Here is a 21,470-nt window from a genome sequence, read left to right as displayed (position 1 = left end):
ACTGATTTGAGCCTAGCACAAAATCCAGCATATGTCAAAAAAATGTAGATTAGAAAATAGTGAGAAAATTTTAATCTGCAGGCAGTTTATATAGAAAAACTCCCCTCAGGAACGATTATCCTGAAGGGAGTATGTATGATAATGCTTACTTGTCAATTGAACTAGTTTCTTCGTACGGGGCGGCTGGCACTGATGATCATGGCCCGTTCCCTTCTCAGCGGTGGTACGTATGACAGAGGCGGGAGAGCCAGCGGGCCAGGTCCAGGCGCATCTGGCCGTCTTTCAGCTGCCAGTGCCAGTTGCCTTCTACGGTCCCCGGCGTGTTCATCCGGCCCGATGACGGCAGGAACAGCAGGTCCTGGAAGGGCACGATGGCCGTTTCCGCCCGGCGGCTGTAGACGTATGCGATGAGGGCCGCCGTCACTTCGCTGGCCGTGGCATCATTAGACAGGTGCAGCATGAGGCACAGGCGCTGCTGCTGTTCTTCCGGCAGGGATTCGTACCAGCCCCGGGTAGTGTCATTGTCGTGAGTCCCCGTATAGGCGATGGAACACGGTTCCGTATCGAAGGACAGCCGGCCGTCAGACCGTTCTTTCAGATGGAACGGCAGGACCCGCATCCCCGGCAGGGAGAAATGGCTGCGCAGGCGGCATACGTCGTCGGTGATGATGCCCAGGTCTTCGGCGATGAGCCGCACCGGCCCCAGTTCCTGATAGACCCGGCACAGGATGTCTTCTCCCGGTGCCGGTTTCCACTGCCCTTCCCGGGCCGTCCTGGCTCCGGCAGGGATAGACCAGTATGCGGAAAATCCGCGGAAATGGTCGATCCGCACTTCATCGACCAGGGACAGGGTGTGGCAGAAGCGCTGGACCCACCAGTCGTATCCGTCTTTTGCCATTGCCTGGTAATCGTAGAGGGGGTTGCCCCAGAGCTGGCCTTCGGCACTGAAATAGTCAGGCGGCACGCCGGCCACACTCCTGGGATTTCCTGCCTCATCGAGGTCGAACAGGTCCTGATGGGACCAGCAGTCGGCGCTGTCGTGGGCGACGAACATGGGGATATCCCCCAGGATAGAGACGCCGTTGTCATGGGCATAGGTGCACACGTCCTGCCACTGACGGTGTACGATGTACTGAAGGAAGCGGTAATGATCGACCGCACCGGCCAGTTCCTTCCGGTAGCGCGCACAGGCCGCATCTTTATGGCGGGCAATGTCTTCCGGCCATTCGGTCCAGGCCTTTCCTTTGAAGAAGTCACGGACGGCACAAAACAGGGCGTAGTCATCGAGCCAGCTCTTATTTTTTCTGCAGAATGTGTCAAAAGGCTGCCAGGGAATGACCAGGTCCGGGTCGTGGGACATATCCCAGAGGGCGCGTTCCTTGCACTGCCAGGCTTCGTCCCAGGACGAGGTTCCCGCCGCTTCCTGGCGGTACTGGTCATAGCGTTCTCTTTTGAGCCAGCCTGCCCGGTACAGGAAATCGAGGGAAATGAGCCGTTCGTTCATGGCAAAGGCCGACCGCGAGTAATACGGCGAATCGCCGTCGAGAGGCGGTGTCAGCGGCAGGACCTGCCACAGGCTCTGGCCGGCGGTCTTGAGGAAATCGATGAAATGATAGGCTTGTTCCCCCAGGTCGCCACAGCCCCACGGCGACGGCAGGGACGTAGGATGCAGGAGGATGCCGGCCCGCCGTTTTCCCCCTTCTTGTCCGGCCAGGACGACGATGCTGAGCGGCGGCAGGGTCAGATTGAGGCGGCTGCCCGTCGTTTCCAGCGGTTCCATATTGGGGACGAGGGCGTTGTACAATTTCCCGTACAGCAGTCCGTCCGTATAGAGGCTGATGGAATGGACGGCCGTCGTGCTGCGGTTGATGGCGATGACGAACAGTCCGTCCCGGGCGGGCTTATCAAAGACATCGCGGCCGCCTTCGATGGACCGGCAATATACGTAGACATCGCCCTTGCTGTACAGGGGGATGAACCGCCCTGTCTGCAGGGCATCGTGTTTGCGCCGCAGGGCTGTCAGCCGTTTCACCCAGCGCAGGAGGCTCATGTTTTCGTGGCCCCAGGGATAGGTACGGCGGTTATCCGGGTCTTTTCCCCCAGTGAGGCCGGCTTCGTCGCCATAGTAGATACAAGGCGCGCCCGGCATGGTCATCTGCCAGGCCATGAGCAGCTTCACCCGGCCTATGGCGACGGATTCGCCGCGCACGTCAGCATCACTGCTCTGGCAGACCGTGAGGATCCGTTCGATGTCGTGGCTGCTGATGAGGTTGAGCATGGCATACCAGTTTTCCGGCGGATAGTTCTCCACCAGCTGCATGAGTTCCCGCCCCAGGCGGCTGCCGTCTTTCTGGCCCAGCACGAAGGCCACGGCCATGGCTCGGAGGACGTAATTCATGGCACTGTCTATATCGTAACCGCAGAGGTATTCCCGCTGCTCGCTGTAGGCAATTTTATTGGAAGCGTCTTCCCAGACTTCGCCGATGAGGACGGCATCGGGATTTTCTTCTTTGAGCGTATGATAGAAACTGCGCAAAAACGGCACGGGCAGTTCGTCGATGACGTCGAGGCGCCAGCCGCTGATGCCCTGGCCCAGCCAGTATTTGAGGACACTGTTTTCACTGCGGATGATGAAATCCATATAGGACGGCGTCGTTTCTTCTACGTCCGGCAGGTCCTTGACACCCCACCACGATTCATAGTCGTCGGGGTAGTCCGTAAAGCGGTACCATTCATAGTACGGCGATTCTTTGGACTGATAGGCGCCCAGGGACGGATAATGGCCGAAGCGGTTGAAATAGATGCTGTCGGCGCCGGTATGGCTGAATACGCCGTCGAGGATGATGCGGATGCCCCGCTTGCGCGCTTTTTCGCACAGGGCAGAAAATTCGTCATTAGTCCCCAGGAAGGGGTCGATGCGGTGATAGTCTCCCGTGCCATAGCGGTGGTTGCTGCAGCTTTCAAAGACCGGGTTGAGATAGATGGCCGTAACGCCTAAATCTGCGAGGTAGTCGAGTTTCTTCCCGATGCCGGCCAGGTCGCCGCCAAAGAAATCGTACTGGACCACATCACCTGTTTCCGTATTCTTGCAGTAATAGGGCCGGTCGTCCCAGGAGCTGTGGATGACGGCACCGGGTTTGCCCGCCAGGTGCTGCCAGTCCATGCGGCCGCGGCAGAAGCGGTCGGGGAAAATCTGGTAGACGATGGCGTGTTTGAACCAGTCCGGCGTATGGGCGTTCTTGTCGTAGACGGTAATCTGGAACGCCGGCGGCACCGTGTCATAGAGGGCTCCCACGCCGCCGAGGTGGTCCTGGTTATTGCCGTAGTACAGGCGTTTGCCGTCCCATTCGACGATGAAATAATACCACAAGAGGCAGCCCTTCTGCGGTACCTGCCAGGTCGCGGCAAAGGTATCCCCTGCGGCTGTCATGGGGACGAGCGATTCCCCGGCATTGCTCTGCCAGAGCCGTACGGTGGCCTTACAAGAAGAGGCCGGCCGGCCGCTGACGGACAGGCGCAGGGTCAGCTCTGACCCGGACGGTACGGCGCCAAAGCGGGACCGGTAGTGGCTGTCGTGGGAATCATGATATAGGCGTAGTTCCATAGTCGTTCCTTTCTTTATCGCAAAACCCCTGCCGCAGCATGCCGGGCAGGGGTCCTTGGTGTCATTATCTGTCTAATACGGTGTGATACAGATCCGCATAGGCCTGGGCCGAGCGGTCCCATCCGTAATCGCTTTCCATGGCATTGCGGACGAGGTGTTCCCAGACGACGGGATCGGCGTAGTAGCTGAGGGCTCTCTTGACGGTAAACAGCAGTTCATGGGCATTGAAGTTCATGAATGTCAGGCCGTTGCCCTGATTCGTATACTTATCGAAGGGGATGACCGTATCCTTGAGTCCCCCCGTTTCCCGGACGACCGGCACGGCCCCGTATTTGAGGGCGATGAGCTGGCTCAGGCCGCATGGTTCGTAGCGGGACGGCATCATGAAGATGTCGGCGGCAGCATACACCTGATGGGCCAGGCCTTCGTTGAAGAGGATGTTGGCCGACACCTTGGTCGGATAGCGCCGGGCCAGATTGCGGAAGGCATCTTCGTAGGCCCAGTCGCCGGTGCCGACGATGACCAGCTGGATATCTTCTTCGATGAGTTCATCCATGATGCAGGTCACCAGATCTAGTCCCTTATCCGCTACCAGGCGGGTCACCATGGCGACGACGGGGATATTGCGGTTGACAGGAAGGCCCAGTTCCCGCTGCAGGGCTTCCTTGTTGATATGCTTCCTGGCCGGGAAGGTATCGGCCGTATAAGTCGCGGCGATATGCGTATCCGCCGCCGGGTTGTATTCATCTTCATCGAGGCCGTTGATGATGCCCGTGATGCGGTCCCGGGCCGAGCGGATATAGCCATCCAGACGTTCCCCGAAATAGGGATAAGTGATTTCCTGGGCATAGGTCTTGCTCACGGTCGTAATGTAGTCGGCATAGACCATGCCTGATTTCATGTAGTTGACGCAGCCATCACATTCCAGGTTGCCGTTGTCAAAGAGTTCCTGCGGCAGGCCGATGATGTCGCGCATGATGGATGGCGGGTAAATCCCCTGGTATTTGAGATTGTGGATGGTATAGATAATCTTCATGTGCTGGTAGAACGGGTCATGATAGAAATCTTCTTTCAGGAAGACGCCCATGAGGCCCGTATGCCAGTCGTTGCAGTGGATGATGTCCGGCTGGAATCCCACTTTGGGGAGCATGGTCAGGACGGCGCGGCAGAAATAGGCGAACCGTTCGTCGTCGTCATCAAACCCGTAGAGGCGGTCCCGCTTGAAATACCATTCGTTATCGATGAAGTAGACCGTGACGCCGTTCCAGTCGATTTCTTCCACGCCATAGTAGAGCTGGCGCCAGGCCAGGTTGACGATGCCGTGGGTGACCGGTTTCATCTGTGCCCGGAACGATTCGGCGATCTGGCTGTATTTGGGAATGACCAGACGCACATCCATCCCTTTGGATGCCAGTGCCTTCGGCAGCGCTCCCATGACATCTGCCAGGCCTCCGGTCTTGATAAAAGGAACGGCCTCGGAAGCCGCAAACAATACTTTTACCATCTGTATCACCTTCTTAGTACACTCTTAAAATTATGATCCCATCGTATGATGATCATGTCATTCAACTTTGTTTTTTCCCGGTCCTCTTCTTGGAGGAAGCCTTGCCTGTCCGGGATTTTCCCCGGGCCGGGGCGCGCCGTTTCTGTACGGTGCCGCTCATAGCAGCCGATACGGTGCGGTGAGCTTCTGCCGCCGAATCGAGTTCGATGTATATGGCTGCCAGCGGTGGCAGCGTCAGGGACAGGGACTGGTCCATGCCGTGCATGGAGATGTCTTCTGCCGTAAATTTTCCTTCATTGACCACGCCGGATCCGCCAAAGCGGCTGTCATCGCTGTTTAAGACTTCCACATAGGTGCCGGGCTGGGGCACGCCGAAGCGGTAATCGTGGCGCACGACAGGCGTGAAATTGCAGACGACGATGGTCAGGTCTTCCTTGTGGATCCCCTTGCGGAAGAAGGCGATGACGCTGTTGTCCCGGTCATCACAGCTGATCCAGGAAAAGCCGGACCAGTCGAAGTCTTCCTGCCAGAATTCGCGATGGGATGCATAGAATCCGTTCAGTTCCCGTACGTAGTCGTGCAGTTTGCGGTGCATGTCGTAATCCAGGAGATGCCAGTCCAGGCTGTCATCGTATTTCCATTCGATGAACTGGCCGAAATCGCCGCCCATGAACAGGAGCTTCTTGCCCGGATGAGACATCCAGTAGCCGTAAAAGGCCCGCAGGCCGGCAAATTTCTTCCAGTAATCGCCGGGCATCTTATCCAGGAGCGACCGTTTGCCGTGGACGACTTCATCGTGGGACAGGGGCAGGACGAAATTTTCCGAAAAGGCATAGCACAGGGAAAAGGTAATGAGGTTCTGATGGTCTTTGCGGAACAAAGGATCCATGGACATATAGCGCAGCATGTCGTTCATCCAGCCCATATTCCATTTATAATTGAATCCCAGTCCGCCCACTTCGATGGGTTTCGTCACCAGCGGCCAGGCCGACGATTCTTCGGCGATCATCAGGGCCTGGGGGACTTCGGCGAAGACGGCTTTATTGAGGCGGCGGATGAAATCGATGGCTTCCAGGTTTTCCCGGCCGCCGTATTTATTGGGCTGCCACTGGCCGTCGCTGTGGCCGTAGTCGAGGTACAGCATGTTGGCCACGGCATCGATGCGCAGGCCATCGACGTGGAACTCCTTCAGGAAAAAGAGGGCGCTGGAAATGAGGAAGGACTGCACTTCCGTGCGGCCGTAATCGAAATTCATAGTGTCCCATTCCTTGTTTTCTGCCAGGATGGGATTGCCCGATTCGTAGCACGGTTCGCCATCAAAATATCGCAGGCCGTGGGCATCGCGGCAGAAATGGCCCGGTACCCAGTCTACGATGACGCCGATGCCGTTTTGGTGGCAGTGATCGACGAAATACATGAAATCTTCCGGCCTGCCGTAGCGGCTGGTCACGGAGAAATAGCCCGTCCCCTGATAGCCCCAGGAGCCGTCAAAAGGATATTCGCACAGCGGCATGAGCTCGATATGGGTATAATGCATATCTTTCACGTAGTCTACCAGCTGGTCTGCCAGTTCCCGGTAGGTCAGCATATCGCCGTTTTCTCTGCGCCGCCACGAACCCAGGTGGACTTCATAGGTCAGCATGGGCTGGGCGTATGAATCGTAGTCTTTGCGGCTGGCCATCCATTTCTTGTCTTTCCATGTATAATGGAGCTTGGTCAGCTTCGATGCCGTATCGGGACGGACTTCCGACCAGAAGGCATAGGGGTCGCTTTTGAGGATGACATCGCCCGAAGCCGTCGTGATGGCGTATTTGTAGTTATCCCCTTCGGAAAGACCGGAGATATAGCAGGTCCAGATGCCGTTTCCCTTGTCGCTGCGCGTCATGGGGTCGGCCGTTTCATCCCATTCATTGAAATCGCCGACGACGCTGACGGCCTGTGCATGAGGTGCCCACACGGCAAAGCGCACGCAGGCTTTGCGCCGGTACGCCGTAAAATGCGCGCCAAAGAGGCGGTAACTGCTGTCGTTCGTTCCCTGATGATACAGATAGGTACTATAATCATCGATGGCACTGAGTTTCATCCGTGCACACCTCCTTTATTACATCAACTCTTGACCGGTTTCAGGTGCCAGATTCCCGATGCGTACTGGCGGATGGTCCGGTCACTGGAAAAATAGCCCGAATGGGCGATATTGACGGCGCTGGAATGGAGCCATGGGAGGCGTTTGTTGTAGCGCCGTTCGATTTCCTGCTGTGCCTGACAGTAGGGTTTGAAATCTTTTAAGACGAAGAATTCATCGTTGCGGTCCAGGAGTGAATCGTAGAGCATGCCGAAGGATTCGCCATTTCCCAGGGATCCATCGACGAGGCTGTTCATGATCTGGCGGATATCCGCATCTTCGCTGTACATATTCCACGAAGAATAGCCGCCGTGGATATAATAATCCATGACTTCGTTGGCCCGGAGGCCGAAGATGACGCAGTTGTCATCACCCACTTCGCGGTGGATTTCCACGTTGGCCCCGTCCATGGTGCCCAGGGTGATGGCCCCGTTCATCATGAATTTCATATTCCCCGTACCAGACGCTTCTTTTCCGGCCGTAGAGATCTGTTCGCTCACATCGGCGGCCGGAAACAGGAGCTGGCCCAGGGAGACGTTGTAGTTTTCCAGGAAGAGGACGCGCATCTGCTTGCGGATACGGCGGTCGTTGTTGACCAGCCGGGCCACGACGTTGATGAGCTTGATGGTCTGCTTGGCTTCCCCATAGCCGGCGGCCGCCTTGCCGCCAAAGAGGAAGGTCCGCGGCGTAATCTGCATCCTGGGATTGGCCTTGAGGACGTAATACAGGTGCAGGACGTGGAGAATATTGAGGAGCTGCCGTTTGTAGAGATGGATCCGCTTGATCTGGATATCAAAGATCGATGCCGGGTCTACCTTTACTTCATACTTCTGTTGGATATAATCGGCCAGGATATATTTGCGGGTCTGTTTCACCTGGGCCAGCCGTTCGAGGAAGGCCGGGTCTTTGGAAAATTTTTCCACGTCCATGAGGCGTTTGGCTTCCAGCCGCCAGTCCGGCCCGATGGTGTCATCGAGCAGTCCTGCCAGCTGCGGATTGGACTGGATGAGCCAGCGCCGGTGGGAGACGCCATTGGTCTTATTGGAAAAACGCGACGGGAAACAGGTGTAGAACTGGTGCAGCGTCGAGTCCTTCAGAATCTGGGAGTGGATTTCCGCAACCCCGTTGACACTGTGGCTGCCGAGGACAGCCAGATGGGCCATGTGGACCTGTCCATCCCAGAGGACGGCCACATCGCGGGCCTTGTCTTCGTCGCCGGGGAAGCGCTTGCGGACTTCGGCCAGCCAGCGCCGGTTCAGTTCTTCCACGATGAGATAGATCCGCGGCAGCAGGGACTTGAACATGGGAATGGACCAGCGTTCCATCGCTTCCGGCAGGATGGTGTGGTTCGTATAGGCCACGGTGCGGACGGTCACATTCCAGGCCGCATCCCACGAAAGTCCTTCTTCATCCATGAGGATGCGCATGAGTTCGGGGATGACCAGGGCCGGATGGGTATCGTTGATATGGATAGCGATGTACTGATCGAATTTATACAGGCTTTCTTTGATTTTTTTCTTGTAATAGCGCACGATGGACTGCAGGCCCGCCGATACCATGAAGTATTCCTGCATGAGCCGCAGCTTGCGCCCTTCTTCCGTGCTGTCTTCGGGATAGAGGAAACGGGAAATGAGCTGCACGCTGTTCTTGTAGTGGAAGGCCCGGTGCCGGTCGCCCAGGGACAATTCGCGGTACATATCTTCCCGGGAATATTCGGCCCGCCACAGGCGCAGGGTGTTCACCGTATGGTTGTGATAGCCTACGATGGGGACATCGTAGGGCACGGCACGGACAGAAGAATATTTTTCGTAGACACATTCCAGGCCGCCGTCTTCGGAAGGACGCATGTAGGCGTTGCCGCCAAAGCGCACGTTGACGGCCTTATCGACCTTCTTGACTTCCCAGGGGAATCCGTCGGCCAGCCAGCTGTCAGGCAGTTCGACCTGCTGATCGTCGATGATGCGCTGATTGAAGAGTCCGTACTGATAGCGGATACTGCAGCCATGGCCAGGAAGCTGGAGCGCTGCCAGGGAATCGATGAAGCAGGCAGCCAGTCTGCCCAGGCCCCCGTTTCCCAGTCCCGGATCCCGTTCTTCCGGGATGATCCGGTCCAGGTCCCAGCCCAGGTCCTTGAGCCCGGCCCGGCAGACATCTTCCATGCCCAGGCCGATGAGGTTGGAATCGAGCAGCCGCCCCAGGAGGAACTCGATGGAAAAATAGTAGACCTGTTTCGCCTTTTCTTCGGCATAGGTTTCATTCGTGCGGATCCAGTCTTCACTTACCAAATCACGGACCATGAAGGCTACGGTCTGATATACTTCGTTCGGTGTCAGATCGGGCAGATCCTTTTCCCACAAAATGTGTGCTTTTTTGGTAAATTCACTTTTGAATTCTTCTTTATCCTGCCACGTGTTCACTATTTCAGGACTCCTTTTTTAGATGACGGAACATTTGCCGATGCAAAGCGGTGTTTCTCGTGTTCCCGAAAGTTCAGCCTCCGGCTGGATGACGGCGTTTTTGTCGCATACGACATAATCCAGATTGGCATCGGCACCAACGACGGAGTGCTGCATGACAATACTATTGCGGATAACGGCATTCTTCCCTACCCGCACTTTGCGGAAGAGAATCGAATTTTCGACTTTGCCTTCGATGATGCAGCCGTTGGCCACAAGGGAATTGGTGACGTGCGATTCTTCCATGTATTTTGCCGGCGCTTCGTCCTTGATTTTCGTATAGATGTGGCGCTGGTTCTGGAGGAATATGTCCCGCCAGGTATGGACGTCGAGGAAGTCCATATTGGTTTCAAAATAAGACTGGATGGAATCGACGCGTTTTACGTACCCTTTATAATTATAGCCAAAAATCCGCAGGCGGTCTACATTGCGCTTGAGAACGTCGGTGATAAAATCTTTATAGCCTTTGGCGTAGGCCCGGCGGACGCAGTGCTGGTAAATTTCCGTGTCGATGAGGATCTGGCGCTGGTACAGGTTGTCCCCGGCCTGGATTTCCGCCTTGGAATTGATGCCCGTGATCCGGTCCTTGTCGTTGATTTCCAGGACGTAGCCTTCTTTTTCCTTGCCTTTCGGCACCTGCGTATAAATCATAGTCACGTCGGCATTATGACGGCGGTGGAAATGGAGCACTTCCTCGTAATCGATATTCTGCACCAGATCGCAGCTGGTCGCCAGGATGTACGGGCTGTGGCCACGCTTGACGAAAAGCAGATTCTTGTAAAAAGAATGGATATCCCCTTCTACGGGATGGATGATATCTTCCACGTCAGCCGGCAGATAGAACAGGCCGTCCCGTTTGCGGGCCAGTCCCCATTCCTTCCCCGAGCGGATGTGGTCCAGTACGGAGCGGGACTGGGACGACAGGAGGATACCTACGTTGCCGATTCCGGCGTTTACCATATTGGAAAGAGTGAAATCAATGAGGCGGAACTTGCCTCCCATAGGCACGGTCGCCAGCGGGCGGTGTTCATTGAGTTCAGGGAGTGTCTTGCTGTCCTGTAAATTGATAAGACCCATCATTTCGCTGCCCATACTTATGCATCTCCTTTGCTGGTTGCTGCGGCGGTCACTTCGCCATGACGGCCCAGTACGGCGACGGACCCGTCTTTTTTGTGTACGACCGCACCGCTGTGGATGATGCAGTCTTCGCCGATGATGGCCTTGTCTACGACAGCGCCGGCTTCGACGACGGTTCCCGGCATGATGACCGAATTGGTGACCCGGGCGCCTTCTTCGACGGTGACATTATAGAATATGACCGAATCCGATACCTGCCCCAGGATGGCCGCTCCCTCTGCGATGAGGGCACTCTTGGCGCTGCCTTTCGGCCCGATGAAATGAGGCGGCATGGACTGGTTGCCGGCATAGATGCGCCAGTCGGGATCGCTCAGGTCCAGAGGCGGTTCATCGGCCAGAAGGTCCATGTTGGCCTGCCAGAGGCTGTCAATGGTACCGACATCTTTCCAGTATCCTTCAAAGGGATAGGCATAGAGAGCCAGCTGATCACGTAACATGGCCGGGATGACGTTCTTGCCAAAATCGTGTTCCGACGTTTCATCCTTGGCGTCGGCCCGCAGATACCGTTCCAGCACCGGCCGGTCAAAAATATAGATGCCCATGGAGGCCAGGTTGCTTTCGGGCTGCTTCGGTTTTTCCTGGAATTTCGTGATGCGCATGTTGTCATCGGCTACCATGATGCCAAAGCGGCTCGCTTCATCCCAGGGCACGCGGATGGTGCCGATGGTGACTTTCGCCTGATGTTTCTTATGGAAATCCAGCATTTTGGAATAATCCATGGAATAAATGTGGTCGCCTGACAGGATGAGCACGTAGTCATCCCCTATCATTTCGACGAAGTTCAGATTCTGATAAATGGCATCGGCCGTCCCGCGGTACCAGTTCGTACCATTGCCATTGGTGTACGGCGGCAGCACAAAGGTTCCCCCCGTGTCATTGTCGAGGTCCCAGGAGCTGCCGTTGCCGACGTACCAGTTCAGTTCCAGCGGCTGGTACTGGGTCAGGATGCCGACCGTCCCGATGCCGGAATGGCGGCAGTTGCTCAGGGTAAAATCAATGATACGGTATTTACCGCCAAAGAGCAGCCCAGGCTTGGCTTGATCTTTCGTCAGGACACCGAGGCGGCTGCCTTTGCCGCCTGCCAGTATCATAGCCAGACAATTCGATTTTCTCATACGATTTCCTCCTCACGCAGGAAACAGCTGCATCGATACCGGTCTGCTCCCATCGTACCGGGACAGCCGTTCCTCTATTTGTCTTCCTATCTAAGCTTTGGCAGATTAACAAAATCCTTGTATGCAAATATTATACACTACTTAAAATATTTTTTTAAGGGTTTGTTATCCCTATTTACGGAAATTTCACGAAAAACGTACTAAATATAGAATACCACAAAAAAACACACCTTCATCTGGTAGTTGACAAAGATGAAAGGTGTGTCCGCAATGGCAGTCCGTACCATACAGGCCGCCGGCTGTTTATTCTATTCTTCTGTTTCTTTCAGTGCTTCTTCCCTCGTCAGGAGCGTCACCATAAAGGGCAGGGCCAGAAGGATGCGCCGTGCCGCATCGGCCGTGTCCGCCGTAGTGCGCACGAAGCCGATGCCCTTTTTCCCATCGAGGGCCGTGACGACGCCGACGTATTCAAATCCTTCCATGATACGGGTGACGAAGGTCATATTGCCGGGATCGATCTTGAAATACACCCAGTCGGCATCAAGCATCATGACGGATCACCTCGCGGCGCATCATACTGTACTCTTCCAGCGGCGTATCGCAGGGGATGCCTACGAGCTGCTGGGCATGGGGGGCCGCCGTGATGGTGTTGCCGTCACCATCGGTCATGGCCGGCAGGGTAAGGGTGACCAGCGGTCCTTTCGGCTGGAGAAATTCTACGGTCTGACCGGTCTTGAAATGATTCCGCTGTTCGACCCAGACGATGTGCTTTTCCCGGTCATAGGAACGGACGAGGCCGATGAATTCGTGAGTCTGGGTATTGCTGGAATGGCTGTATACCTGATCGGCTTCGGTCGGACGGGACACGGAGAAGCCCCGCGTATAGGGCCGGTGGGAAATCTTTTCCAGCTCCTGAAGCCATTCGGGGCGCACGTGGAAATGTTCCGGGTCACGTTCGTAAGCATCGATAGCCTGGCGGTATACCTTGACGACCGTAGCCACGTAATGGACGCTCTTCATGCGGCCTTCGATTTTCAGACTGCACAGGCCGGCATCGTACAGATCCGGCAGGTACGGCAGGAGGCAGAGGTCTTTGGAGTTGAAGATATATGTCCCCCGTTCGTCCTCTACGACGGGGAAATACTGGCCCGGCCGCTTTTCTTCGACTACGTTATATTTAAACCGGCAGCACTGGACGCACTGGCCCCGGTTGGAGTCGCGGTTCTGGGTGAAGTAATTGCTCAACAGGCAGCGGCCGGAATAGGAAATACACATGGCACCGTGGACGAATCCTTCCAGTTCGACAGGGACGCGGCGGTGGATTTCCCTGACATCGGCCAGGCTCACTTCCCGGGCCATGACGACGCGGCTGGCACCGAGGTCATGCCAGAACTGGACACTGGCCCAGTTGGTCGTATTGGCCTGGGTCGAAATGTGGATGGGCAGTTCCGGCACGAGCTTGCGGGCCAGACTGAAAATCCCCGGATCGGCGATGAGCAGGGCGTCTACGCCTATATCCCGCAAAAAGCGCAGGTAATCCGGCAGAGCCGTGAGGTCTTCATTGTGAGGGAAAATATTGACCGTCACATGGATCCGTTTTCCCCGTTCATGGGCATAGGCCACGGCTTCTTTCAGCTCATCCCGGGAGAAATTGTCACTGAAGGCGCGGAGACCGAATAATTTCCCGCCGAGATATACTGCATCGGCACCATAGAGAAATGCCATCTTCATTTTATCCATATTGCCGGCCGGAGCCAGCAATTCCATCTTTTGCATACTTATCCTTTCCAACGGGATACGGTCAGGCCATCCCCATTTTCAAAAAACACAGAATCAAAATACCGCCTATCGTCGATGAGCGACAGGAACTGGCGCAGCCGCGTCACGGCCGTCCGGTGCTTGTGCGGCAGCGTCCCCTTTATATAAATCATATCGTGATAGCGCAGGTTATCTGCTACGATGAGCGCACCGGGCGAGAGGTGTGGCATCAGCAGCTGCAGATAGCGCACATACTGTCCCTTGGGGCCGTCGAGGAAGACAAAATCCCACGGCCCTTCCAGGCGGCTCAGCCACTGGGCCGCATCTCCCTGAAGAGCCGTGATGACCCTCGCGTAGGGAGAGCGTGAAAAATACTCCTTGGCCGTCCGGTACCGCTCTTCGTCGAGCTCGATCGTCGTCAGCATCCCTCCCTCTGCCAGAAAGGGAGCCATGATCAGGGCAGAATAGCCGATACAGGTGCCGATTTCCAGCAGCCGGGCCGGTTTCGCCTGCTGGAGGATCCGGGTCAATAGTGGCAGTTCCGGATCCCGCAGGATAGGCAGCTGTTCCCGCGCAGCCTGACTGCGTATTTCTTCCAGAAGGTCCGTCATGGCATATGTTCCTTTACATTCTTCATATGGTCCTCGTAGGTTGTGGCAAAATAGTTATGTCCGTCTTTATCAGCAACAAAATAGAGATAGGACGTATCGGGCGCTTCCAGGATGGCTTTCATGCAGTCCATCCCCGGATTGGCAATCGGTCCCGGCGGCAGTCCTTCATAGCGATATGTATTATAGGGCGAGTCGTATTCCGTTTCACTGATACTGTACGCCGCCTTGTGGGTTCCCATGGCATAGGAAATGCTGGCATCAGACTGGAGTTTCATGTGCCGGGACAGGCGGTTCAGGAATACCGACGCGATGAGCGGCCGGTCTTTATCGTATTTTGCTTCCTTTTCTATGAGTGATGCCAGGGTGACGAACTGGTAGATAGACATATTCCGCTCTGCAATCTGCTGGCGCATGTCGTCTGTCAGGTGACGGTCGAAATTTTTCAGCATCATGGTGACGACATCCTCTGCCGTCGCATCCTTCCCGATGAGGTACGTATCGGGAAAGAGGAAGCCTTCCGTCACAAGTGTCACCTTGCGGTTCCCTTTCATATAGGGATACAGCAGGCTCGTATCGTTGGCTGCACGGAGAAAATCCTCTTCTTTGACGATGCCCAGCTTATCCAGGGCCTGAGCCGTCTGACGCACCGTATAGCCTTCGGGTACGACCAGCCGGGCAGCTTCTGATTTGCCGCTTTTTAGTTTTGCCAGGATCTGCTGGAGACTCATGTCGGACCGGATGGTATATTCCCCCTGTTTGAGATCATCGGCCTGGCCGGTGACGCGTGCCACCAGGCGGAACCAGCCGGGATTGACGATGAGTCCGTCGTCGTAGAGCTGATCGGCAATGTCGGTGGCAGTCATCTGTTCCCGCACATGGACGTATGCTTCCCTTTCGGGAAGGAAATAATTTGGCAGGTAATATGATGCAATGCCCGCTGCGCCGGCTATGAAAAGACACGCCGCGGCCGCTATGCCCCAGAAGCGCCTGCGGTGCCTTGCCGCCGACTGCCGTATTTCCCGGGCATCCTGCACGACTTCCTGTTCTACATGTTCAATTGTCTCTTCTATTTTTTTCTTGTTCATCCGTCTATTATACGGCAAGAACCGGTCCTGACGCAATAGGCACGACACAGCAGGCTCTTATAGCGGTTGACATCTTCTTTCCGAAGGCCAAGCCTAGTCCGCATCTGGATCCGCAATACCGCAAGGCGTATACAGAAAAGAACCCTGTCAGAGGAACCAGACTTTTTTCTTTCGTGTATCCCCGGTAGACGTGTATCCCGGAGAGAATGATACAAATGTTTGGTATTTGTCTTTTTATATGATACAATACATTATACAGGGTATCGTATATGATATGATAAAGGAAATACATGCAGTATGACCGTACCGTCTCATGCGGTAAAATAGCACCTATTCCAGGAGGATTGTCATGGCTTCTGAACCGGCAGATCATTTTTATCTCGGCAACGCCGACGTATTGGCAAATAATGAAAAATTAACAGACAAGGCCCGGCAGAGTATCTATGTATCACGGGCCGACAACACCATTGACGCATACCGGTCCGACTGGAAGGATTTCTGCGACTGGTGTGCCTATCATGACGAAACAGCCTTTCCGGCATCGCCGGAAACGATCGTCAACTATATCAACGACCTGGCAGACAATGCCAAGGCCAATACGATTGCCCGGCGCATCTCTGCCCTGACGGAAAACTTTGCCGCTGCCGGCATCAAAGACAACCCCTGCCGCTTCCCTATCGTAAAAGACGCCGTCCGCGGCATCAAACGCATGAAAGGGACCCAGCAGCACGGTAAAGCCCCCATCCTCTTCGATGACATCCGGGAAATGCTCCACTACCTCGACGGGGACGAACTCCGCCAGGCCCGCGATAAAGCCGTCCTTCTCGTCGGCTTTTACGGTGCCATGCGCCGTTCGGAAATTGCCGGGCTGGATGTGGAAGACCTGAACTTCAACCGCCTGGGGCTGCTCATCACATTGCGCAAATCCAAGACCGACCAGTTCGATCAGGGGCAGACCGTCGCCATCCCTTATATTGAAGATAAGGACCTCTGTGCCGTCCGTGCACTCCAGCACTGGCTGGATCTCAGCGGAATTACTACAGGACCGGTCTTTCGCAGTTTCACCAAAGGCCACCATATCCGCAAGACCCGTATCTCCGACAAGACTATCGCCCTCATCGTCAAACGGTATGTCGGACTCATGGGAATGGATCCGGCTGAATTCGGCGCCCACAGCCTGCGCCACGGCTTTGCCACTTCGGCTGCAATGGAACACGTGGAAGAACGGGAAATCATGCGCCAGACGCGTCACCGGTCTACAGCGGTCGTCCGCAAGTACATCGACGAAGCAGACCGCCTCATCGATAATCCTATCTTAAAGATCGCCCGGAAAAAATGACCCGTTCCTTTATTTCTGTACGTGCAGGACTTCTTTTACCGTATCGGCCCGCCCTATTTCAACGGGCACCTGAAGGACCTGCCCCGGATAAATGTCATCGGAATGGCGGATATGATTGATATCCATGATTTCATCGACGACGTCGCGGACATCCGTCCCGGGAGCGGCAGCAGCGGACGCGATGCGCCATACCGTATCCCCGCTGTGTATCTTGACGGAGATATACGTTTCATCCGTATGATATACCATCCCCATCTGGGTACATGCGGCGATGACGACAACCAGCGCTGCAATCAGCCGGATTATCCAGGTATAGTTTCTTTTTCTTTTCATAGCCATCGTGCGTTTCATACTCTGTCACCCCATAGCCGTTTAGAACGAATGTTTTGAGAACACATGTTTGTTTGATGGTTTTATTATATCGGCGAACGTCCGTTCTGTCAATAGGGTGAGAGAACAAATTTTCGATGAACAAACGTTTGAATTTTTTTCCATAGTACCGTATAATAGAAGTGTATATTTACTTGGGAGTGATACCGAATGATGAACAGTGAAAAAATGCTTACAACCCGGCAAAAACAAATCCTTGAATACATCCGTGACTGCGTGCATAAATATGGGTATCCCCCATCGGTCCGGGAAATCTGCCAGTCCGTCGGCCTCAGCTCTACTTCGACGGTCCACGGCTATCTGCACCGCCTGGAAGAACTGGGATTTATCCGCCGCGACCCGGCAAAGAACCGGACGATAGAACTCCTGGATGAAGGATCCTGGCGGTCCAAAAAAATCGTTCCCCTGCCACTGATCGGCCAGGTCCGGGCCGGCCAGCCGGTATTTGCCGAAGAATACATCGAAGATGTCTATCCCTTTCCGGCTGATATTATCGGAAATGACGACTGCTTTATGCTGACCGTCCGTGGCGACAGCATGATCCAGGCCGGTATCTTCGACGGGGATTATCTTATCGTCCGCCGTCAGGATACGGCAGAAAACGGGGATATCGTCGTCGCGATGATCGACGATGAAGCGACGGTCAAGCGGTATTTCCTGGAAAAGGACCGGGTACGTCTGCAGCCGGAAAATCCCGATTATGAACCGATTTACACGCGCAATTGCAAAATCCTGGGAAAAGTCACCAACCTGTTCCGCCGCTATTGATGATTGTCATACGTACAGCCAGAAAAAGAGGATGCCCCATGAAAAAATGGTTTCATGAGACATCCTCTTTTTGCTGTTATACCAAGGGATATATGAAAAACGCAGAAAGATGCGTTTTCATCAAATGTGGGACAGGATTTCCTGTGTCATCGTTTCCGTATCGGCTTTTTTGAATCCGTCTTTATAGAGATCGGGCGTCCGCCAGCCATCGGCCAGTGTCTGGTCAACCGCCTCTTCTATGGCACGGGCCGCTTCTTCTTCTCCAAAGGAATAGCGCAGCATCATGGCCGCCGAGAGGATCGTTGCCGACGGATTGGCAATCCCTTTTCCGGCAATATCCGGCGCCGACCCATGGATGGGTTCGTAGAAGCTGGTCTCTTCCCCGATGCTGGCTGACGGCATCATGCCGATGGATCCGCCGAGAACGGCCGCTTCATCGCTGAGGATATCGCCGAAGAGATTTCCCGTGACGATGACGTCGAACTGCCGGGGATTGATAGCCAGCTGCATGGCACAGTTATCGACATAATAGTGATTGAGGGTCACATCGGGATAACGGGAAGCCGTATCAATGACCGTCCGCCGCCAGAGGCGGGATGTCGCCAGGACATTGGCCTTATCGACAGAAGTCACCTTGTGACGCCGTTTCTGCGCCGCTTCCATGGCAAAGCGGGTTATGCGCCTGACTTCGGGAACGCTGTAGTTTTCCAGATCCCAGGCCCGTTCTGCCCCGTTGTGGATTTCCGATTCACATTTATCACCAAAGTAAATGCCGCCGATGAGTTCCCGCACGATGAGGATGTCCGTCCCGGTTACGATATCGGGTTTAAGAGGAGAATACTCTGCCAGGACATCGGGCACCGTAACCGGCCGCAGATTGGCATACAGCCCCAGGGCCTTGCGCAGTCCCAGGAGTGCCCGTTCCGGCCGCAGGGACGGTTCGACATGATCCCATTTGTCCCCGCCGACAGCGCCAAACAGGATGGCGTCGGCATGGCGGGCAGCGTCGACGGTCTTATCCGGCAGCGGCGTGCCCGTGTGGTCGTAGGCAGTTCCGCCGGCTTCCTGCTTTTCATAGGTCATGCCGATGTGGAATTTTTCATCTATTTTTTGGAGAACCCGTACGGCGGCAGCCGTAATTTCTTCGCCGATTCCGTCTCCGGGAATGACTACAATATGGTTTGACATGGTTATTTCCCCTTTACGTATTCGATTAATCCGCCTGCTTTGGCAATATCCTGGATAAACCCTGGCAGAGGCGGAGCCTGGAAGGTATCGCCAGTCGTTTCATTGACAATGGTGCCACTGGCTATATCGACGCGCAGGCGGTCTTTCCCATGGATGCGTTCGACAGCGTCGCCGATTTCCAGTACGGGCAGGCCCACGTTGATGGCATTGCGATAAAAGATACGGGCAAAACTGGCAGCGATGACGACGGGGACGCCCGATGCCTTGATAGCAACCGGCGCGTGTTCCCGGGACGATCCGCAGCCGAAATTACGGCCGCCGACTATGATATCGCCATCCTGTACGTTGGGTGCAAAGGATTCGTCGATATCGACCATACAATGAGACGCCAGTTCTTTTGGGTCAAAACTGTTGAGATACCGTGCAGGGATGATGACATCTGTATCAATATTGTCGCCGTAGCGCCATACGTTTCCTTCTAATATCATGATTACCGGACCTCCTTAGGTTCTGCGATTTTGCCGAGAATGGCACTGGCTGCCGCCACCTGGGGCCCTGCCAGATATACTTCACTGTCTACGTGGCCCATGCGGCCGCGGAAATTGCGGTTCGTCGTCGAAACGCACCGTTCACCGGCTGCCAGGATTCCCATATAGCCTCCCAGGCAGGGGCCGCAGGTCGGTGTCGATACAGCGGCACCGGCTTCGATGAACGTATCAATATAACCGGCATGCATGGCATCCTGATAGACCTGCTGGCTTCCCGGAATGATGATGCAGCGTACACGGGGATGGACCTTATGGCCTTTCAAAATGTCTGCGGCAATGCGCAGATCTTCCAACCGTCCATTGGTGCAGGAACCGATGACGACCTGGTCGATTTCGATATCACCGAAGGTCCCGACGGCTTTGGTATTGCCCGGCAGATGCGGAAAAGCGACGACGGGCCGGATCTGGGACAAATCGATGGAGACGACCCGGCTGTACGAGGCATCAGGATCGGCTTCGTACACCGTATAAGGATGGGAAATCCGGCCCTTTTCATAGGCTGCCGTCTGTTCATCGACGGGGAAAATCCCGTTCTTGGCACCGGCTTCGATAGCCATATTGGCAATGGTGAAGCGGTCTGTCATGGACAGGGACGCCACGCCGGGACCGGTAAATTCCAGTGACTGGTATAAGGCGCCATCGACACCGATCATGCCTATCAGGGTCAGCATGACATCCTTTCCCGTAATGTCTTCCGCCTTTTCCCCGGTAAGCTCGACCTTAATGGCATCGGGGACTTTGAACCACGCTTCGCCCGTCGCCATGGCCGCTCCCAGGTCGGTAGAGCCGACTCCTGTCGAGAATCCTCCCAGCGCCCCGTAGGTGCAGGTGTGGGAATCGGCACCTATGGTGAGCATGCCCGGCGCGACGATTCCCTGCTCCGGCAGGAGAACGTGTTCGATGCCGACGCGGCCTACTTCATAATAGTGGGTGATGTGGTGCTTTCTGGCAAAATCGCGGACAATCTTTGCCAGGCCTGCCGATTTGATATCTTTATTCGGCGTGAAATGGTCCGGAATCAGAGAGATCCGGTCTTTATCGAATACAGGCTTGCCGATCTTTTCAAAAGCGGCGATGGCCGGTGGTGCTGTAATATCATTGGCCAGTACCATATCGAGGCGGCAGTTGATGAGGTCCCCCGCCTTGACGAATGCGACGCCGGCGTGGGCGGCCAAAATTTTCTGTGACATTGTCATTCCCATAATATATATCCTCCAGTTTTACAAGATATCTTATAGTTATTAATGATGACTAGCTGAACGGCGGAAATCGTGAATCTGGTCATAACTGCTGCTCAGATTGCGGAAGGTAATCCGTTCTGCCATGCCCGGCATGCGGTTGATAGCTGAAACGAAGGCCCGGACAGATGCGGTCATCGTATCGGTGTCGATGCCAGCTCCCCATGTTGTCTGGCCTTTTTCGTCAGTGAGACCGAAATAGGCAATGCCCCGGGAACTGGGATCACGGTCCAGATCGTGTTCACTGTATTCCAGATGGCTGACCGTAATGCCGTAGGCATCACAGATGGCATGGGCCACGGCTGCCAGCTGTCCATTTCCTTCTCCCTGGAAAATGATGTCTTTGCCACCCACCCGCATGAGGATCTGGCCTTTCCAGTGCCCATGCTGCTTTTTAATCATGAAATCTTCCATTTCGAGCGGTTTCGTGACGTCGAGATAATGGTCTGTAAAGAGACGGTAGATTTCGTCGGGCTTCAATTCCTGATGGCGGTGATCCGATACGCTTTTGACAAAATAGCTGAAATTTTCCCGCATCTTCTTCGGCATGCGGATGCCGTAATTGTGTTCCATGATAAAGCCTACACCGCCCTTGCCGGACTGGCTG

17 protein-coding genes are annotated in these 21,470 nt (G+C 55.1%); 2 read left to right on the top strand and 15 right to left on the bottom strand.

Annotated features, from left to right (window positions below; all coding sequences use genetic code 11):
• Positions 1–214 precede the first annotated feature (214 nt).
• The 10 genes from malQ to mltG all read right to left on the bottom strand — a co-directional run bounded on the left by malQ (position 215) and on the right by mltG (position 15,392).
• Positions 215–3,604 (bottom strand): 4-alpha-glucanotransferase, encoded by a 3,390-nt coding sequence (gene malQ, locus B2U90_RS03235; RefSeq protein ID WP_292017079.1) that lies wholly within the window; start codon positions 3,602–3,604, stop codon positions 215–217.
• Positions 3,605–3,668: 64 nt separating this feature from the next.
• Positions 3,669–5,108 carry a glycogen synthase GlgA gene (glgA, locus tag B2U90_RS03230; protein ID WP_150824304.1) on the bottom strand — a complete coding sequence of 480 codons (1,440 nt, stop codon included), beginning with the start codon at positions 5,106–5,108 and terminating at the stop codon, positions 3,669–3,671.
• A gap of 61 nt (positions 5,109–5,169) precedes the next feature.
• Positions 5,170–7,191, bottom strand: a complete 2,022-nt coding sequence (gene glgB / locus B2U90_RS03225) for a 1,4-alpha-glucan branching protein GlgB (protein ID WP_292017078.1) — start codon at positions 7,189–7,191, stop codon at positions 5,170–5,172.
• 23 nt (positions 7,192–7,214) lie between these two features.
• Positions 7,215–9,647 (bottom strand): glycogen/starch/alpha-glucan phosphorylase, encoded by a 2,433-nt coding sequence (locus tag B2U90_RS03220; protein ID WP_292017077.1) that lies wholly within the window; start codon positions 9,645–9,647, stop codon positions 7,215–7,217.
• A gap of 18 nt (positions 9,648–9,665) precedes the next feature.
• Positions 9,666–10,778, bottom strand: coding sequence for a glucose-1-phosphate adenylyltransferase subunit GlgD (glgD, locus tag B2U90_RS03215; protein ID WP_236699638.1), 1,113 nt, complete (start codon positions 10,776–10,778; stop codon positions 9,666–9,668).
• Positions 10,779–10,780: 2 nt separating this feature from the next.
• Entirely contained in the window at positions 10,781–11,938 is a 1,158-nt protein-coding gene (locus B2U90_RS03210) for a glucose-1-phosphate adenylyltransferase (RefSeq protein WP_059075926.1), read from the bottom strand.
• A gap of 308 nt (positions 11,939–12,246) precedes the next feature.
• Positions 12,247–12,489, bottom strand: a complete 243-nt coding sequence (locus B2U90_RS03205) for a DUF4911 domain-containing protein (RefSeq protein WP_349678332.1) — start codon at positions 12,487–12,489, stop codon at positions 12,247–12,249.
• Positions 12,479–13,705 carry a peptidase U32 family protein gene (locus B2U90_RS03200; RefSeq protein WP_059075941.1) on the bottom strand — a complete coding sequence of 409 codons (1,227 nt, stop codon included), beginning with the start codon at positions 13,703–13,705 and terminating at the stop codon, positions 12,479–12,481. The genes B2U90_RS03205 and B2U90_RS03200 overlap by 11 nt, the downstream gene beginning before the upstream one ends.
• Positions 13,706–13,716: 11 nt before the next feature.
• Positions 13,717–14,307: an O-methyltransferase gene (locus tag B2U90_RS03195; RefSeq protein ID WP_292017076.1), complete on the bottom strand. Its 591-nt coding sequence runs from the start codon at positions 14,305–14,307 to the stop codon at positions 13,717–13,719.
• On the bottom strand, positions 14,304–15,392 hold the full coding sequence (gene mltG, locus B2U90_RS03190; protein WP_083501448.1) for an endolytic transglycosylase MltG: 1,089 nt from the start codon (positions 15,390–15,392) through the stop codon (positions 14,304–14,306). Before mltG ends, B2U90_RS03195 begins: the two co-directional genes overlap by 4 nt.
• Positions 15,393–15,741: 349 nt before the next feature.
• On the opposite strand from mltG, the gene B2U90_RS03185 reads away from it, so the two are divergent.
• On the top strand, positions 15,742–16,731 hold the full coding sequence (locus B2U90_RS03185; RefSeq protein WP_059075924.1) for a site-specific integrase: 990 nt from the start codon (positions 15,742–15,744) through the stop codon (positions 16,729–16,731).
• A 9-nt stretch (positions 16,732–16,740) separates the two neighbouring features.
• Here B2U90_RS03185 and B2U90_RS03180 read toward each other — a convergent pair whose 3' ends face one another.
• Positions 16,741–17,082 (bottom strand): LysM peptidoglycan-binding domain-containing protein, encoded by a 342-nt coding sequence (locus tag B2U90_RS03180; RefSeq protein ID WP_292017075.1) that lies wholly within the window; start codon positions 17,080–17,082, stop codon positions 16,741–16,743.
• Positions 17,083–17,271: 189 nt separating this feature from the next.
• Between B2U90_RS03180 and lexA the strand changes: the two genes are divergently transcribed.
• Complete coding sequence (lexA, locus tag B2U90_RS03175) at positions 17,272–17,889, top strand: transcriptional repressor LexA (RefSeq protein WP_059075922.1); 618 nt, start codon at positions 17,272–17,274, stop codon at positions 17,887–17,889.
• 120 nt (positions 17,890–18,009) lie between these two features.
• Here lexA and leuB read toward each other — a convergent pair whose 3' ends face one another.
• The 4 genes from leuB to B2U90_RS03155 all read right to left on the bottom strand — a co-directional run.
• Entirely contained in the window at positions 18,010–19,077 is a 1,068-nt protein-coding gene (gene leuB, locus B2U90_RS03170; RefSeq protein WP_059075921.1) for a 3-isopropylmalate dehydrogenase, read from the bottom strand.
• Positions 19,078–19,079: 2 nt separating this feature from the next.
• Positions 19,080–19,565: a 3-isopropylmalate dehydratase small subunit gene (locus tag B2U90_RS03165; RefSeq protein ID WP_170087153.1), complete on the bottom strand. Its 486-nt coding sequence runs from the start codon at positions 19,563–19,565 to the stop codon at positions 19,080–19,082.
• A gap of 2 nt (positions 19,566–19,567) precedes the next feature.
• Positions 19,568–20,827, bottom strand: coding sequence for a 3-isopropylmalate dehydratase large subunit (gene leuC / locus B2U90_RS03160; protein WP_113855809.1), 1,260 nt, complete (start codon positions 20,825–20,827; stop codon positions 19,568–19,570).
• Positions 20,828–20,866: 39 nt separating this feature from the next.
• A partial coding sequence (locus tag B2U90_RS03155; protein WP_292017074.1) for an alpha-isopropylmalate synthase regulatory domain-containing protein occupies positions 20,867–21,470 on the bottom strand: 604 nt, incomplete at its 5' end.

It is taken from the genome of Megasphaera sp. UBA4233 (assembly GCF_002395615.1).
GTDB lineage: Bacteria > Bacillota > Negativicutes > Veillonellales > Megasphaeraceae > Megasphaera > Megasphaera hexanoica.
Note: the sequence above shows the minus strand (reverse complement) of the source record. Positions and strands in the feature narration are given on the sequence as shown.

Excerpts from the sequence above, each read along its gene's own strand:
- B2U90_RS03200 (WP_059075941.1), bottom strand. The coding sequence starts at position 13,705 with ATGGAATTGCTGGCTCCGGCCGGCAATATGGATAAAATGAAGATGGCA.
- B2U90_RS03165 (WP_170087153.1), bottom strand. The coding sequence starts at position 19,565 with ATGATATTAGAAGGAAACGTATGGCGCTACGGCGACAATATTGATACA.
- B2U90_RS03195 (WP_292017076.1), bottom strand. The coding sequence starts at position 14,307 with ATGACGGACCTTCTGGAAGAAATACGCAGTCAGGCTGCGCGGGAACAG.
- leuC (WP_113855809.1), bottom strand. The coding sequence starts at position 20,827 with ATGGGAATGACAATGTCACAGAAAATTTTGGCCGCCCACGCCGGCGTC.
- glgB (WP_292017078.1), bottom strand. The coding sequence starts at position 7,191 with ATGAAACTCAGTGCCATCGATGATTATAGTACCTATCTGTATCATCAG.
- B2U90_RS03210 (WP_059075926.1), bottom strand. The coding sequence starts at position 11,938 with ATGAGAAAATCGAATTGTCTGGCTATGATACTGGCAGGCGGCAAAGGC.
- malQ (WP_292017079.1), bottom strand. The coding sequence starts at position 3,604 with ATGGAACTACGCCTATATCATGATTCCCACGACAGCCACTACCGGTCC.
- B2U90_RS03180 (WP_292017075.1), bottom strand. The coding sequence starts at position 17,082 with ATGAAACGCACGATGGCTATGAAAAGAAAAAGAAACTATACCTGGATA.
- B2U90_RS03205 (WP_349678332.1), bottom strand. The coding sequence starts at position 12,489 with ATGATGCTTGATGCCGACTGGGTGTATTTCAAGATCGATCCCGGCAAT.
- lexA (WP_059075922.1), top strand. The coding sequence starts at position 17,272 with ATGATGAACAGTGAAAAAATGCTTACAACCCGGCAAAAACAAATCCTT.
- glgA (WP_150824304.1), bottom strand. The coding sequence starts at position 5,108 with ATGGTAAAAGTATTGTTTGCGGCTTCCGAGGCCGTTCCTTTTATCAAG.
- leuB (WP_059075921.1), bottom strand. The coding sequence starts at position 19,077 with ATGTCAAACCATATTGTAGTCATTCCCGGAGACGGAATCGGCGAAGAA.
- B2U90_RS03185 (WP_059075924.1), top strand. The coding sequence starts at position 15,742 with ATGGCTTCTGAACCGGCAGATCATTTTTATCTCGGCAACGCCGACGTA.
- glgD (WP_236699638.1), bottom strand. The coding sequence starts at position 10,778 with ATGGGCAGCGAAATGATGGGTCTTATCAATTTACAGGACAGCAAGACA.
- mltG (WP_083501448.1), bottom strand. The coding sequence starts at position 15,392 with ATGAACAAGAAAAAAATAGAAGAGACAATTGAACATGTAGAACAGGAA.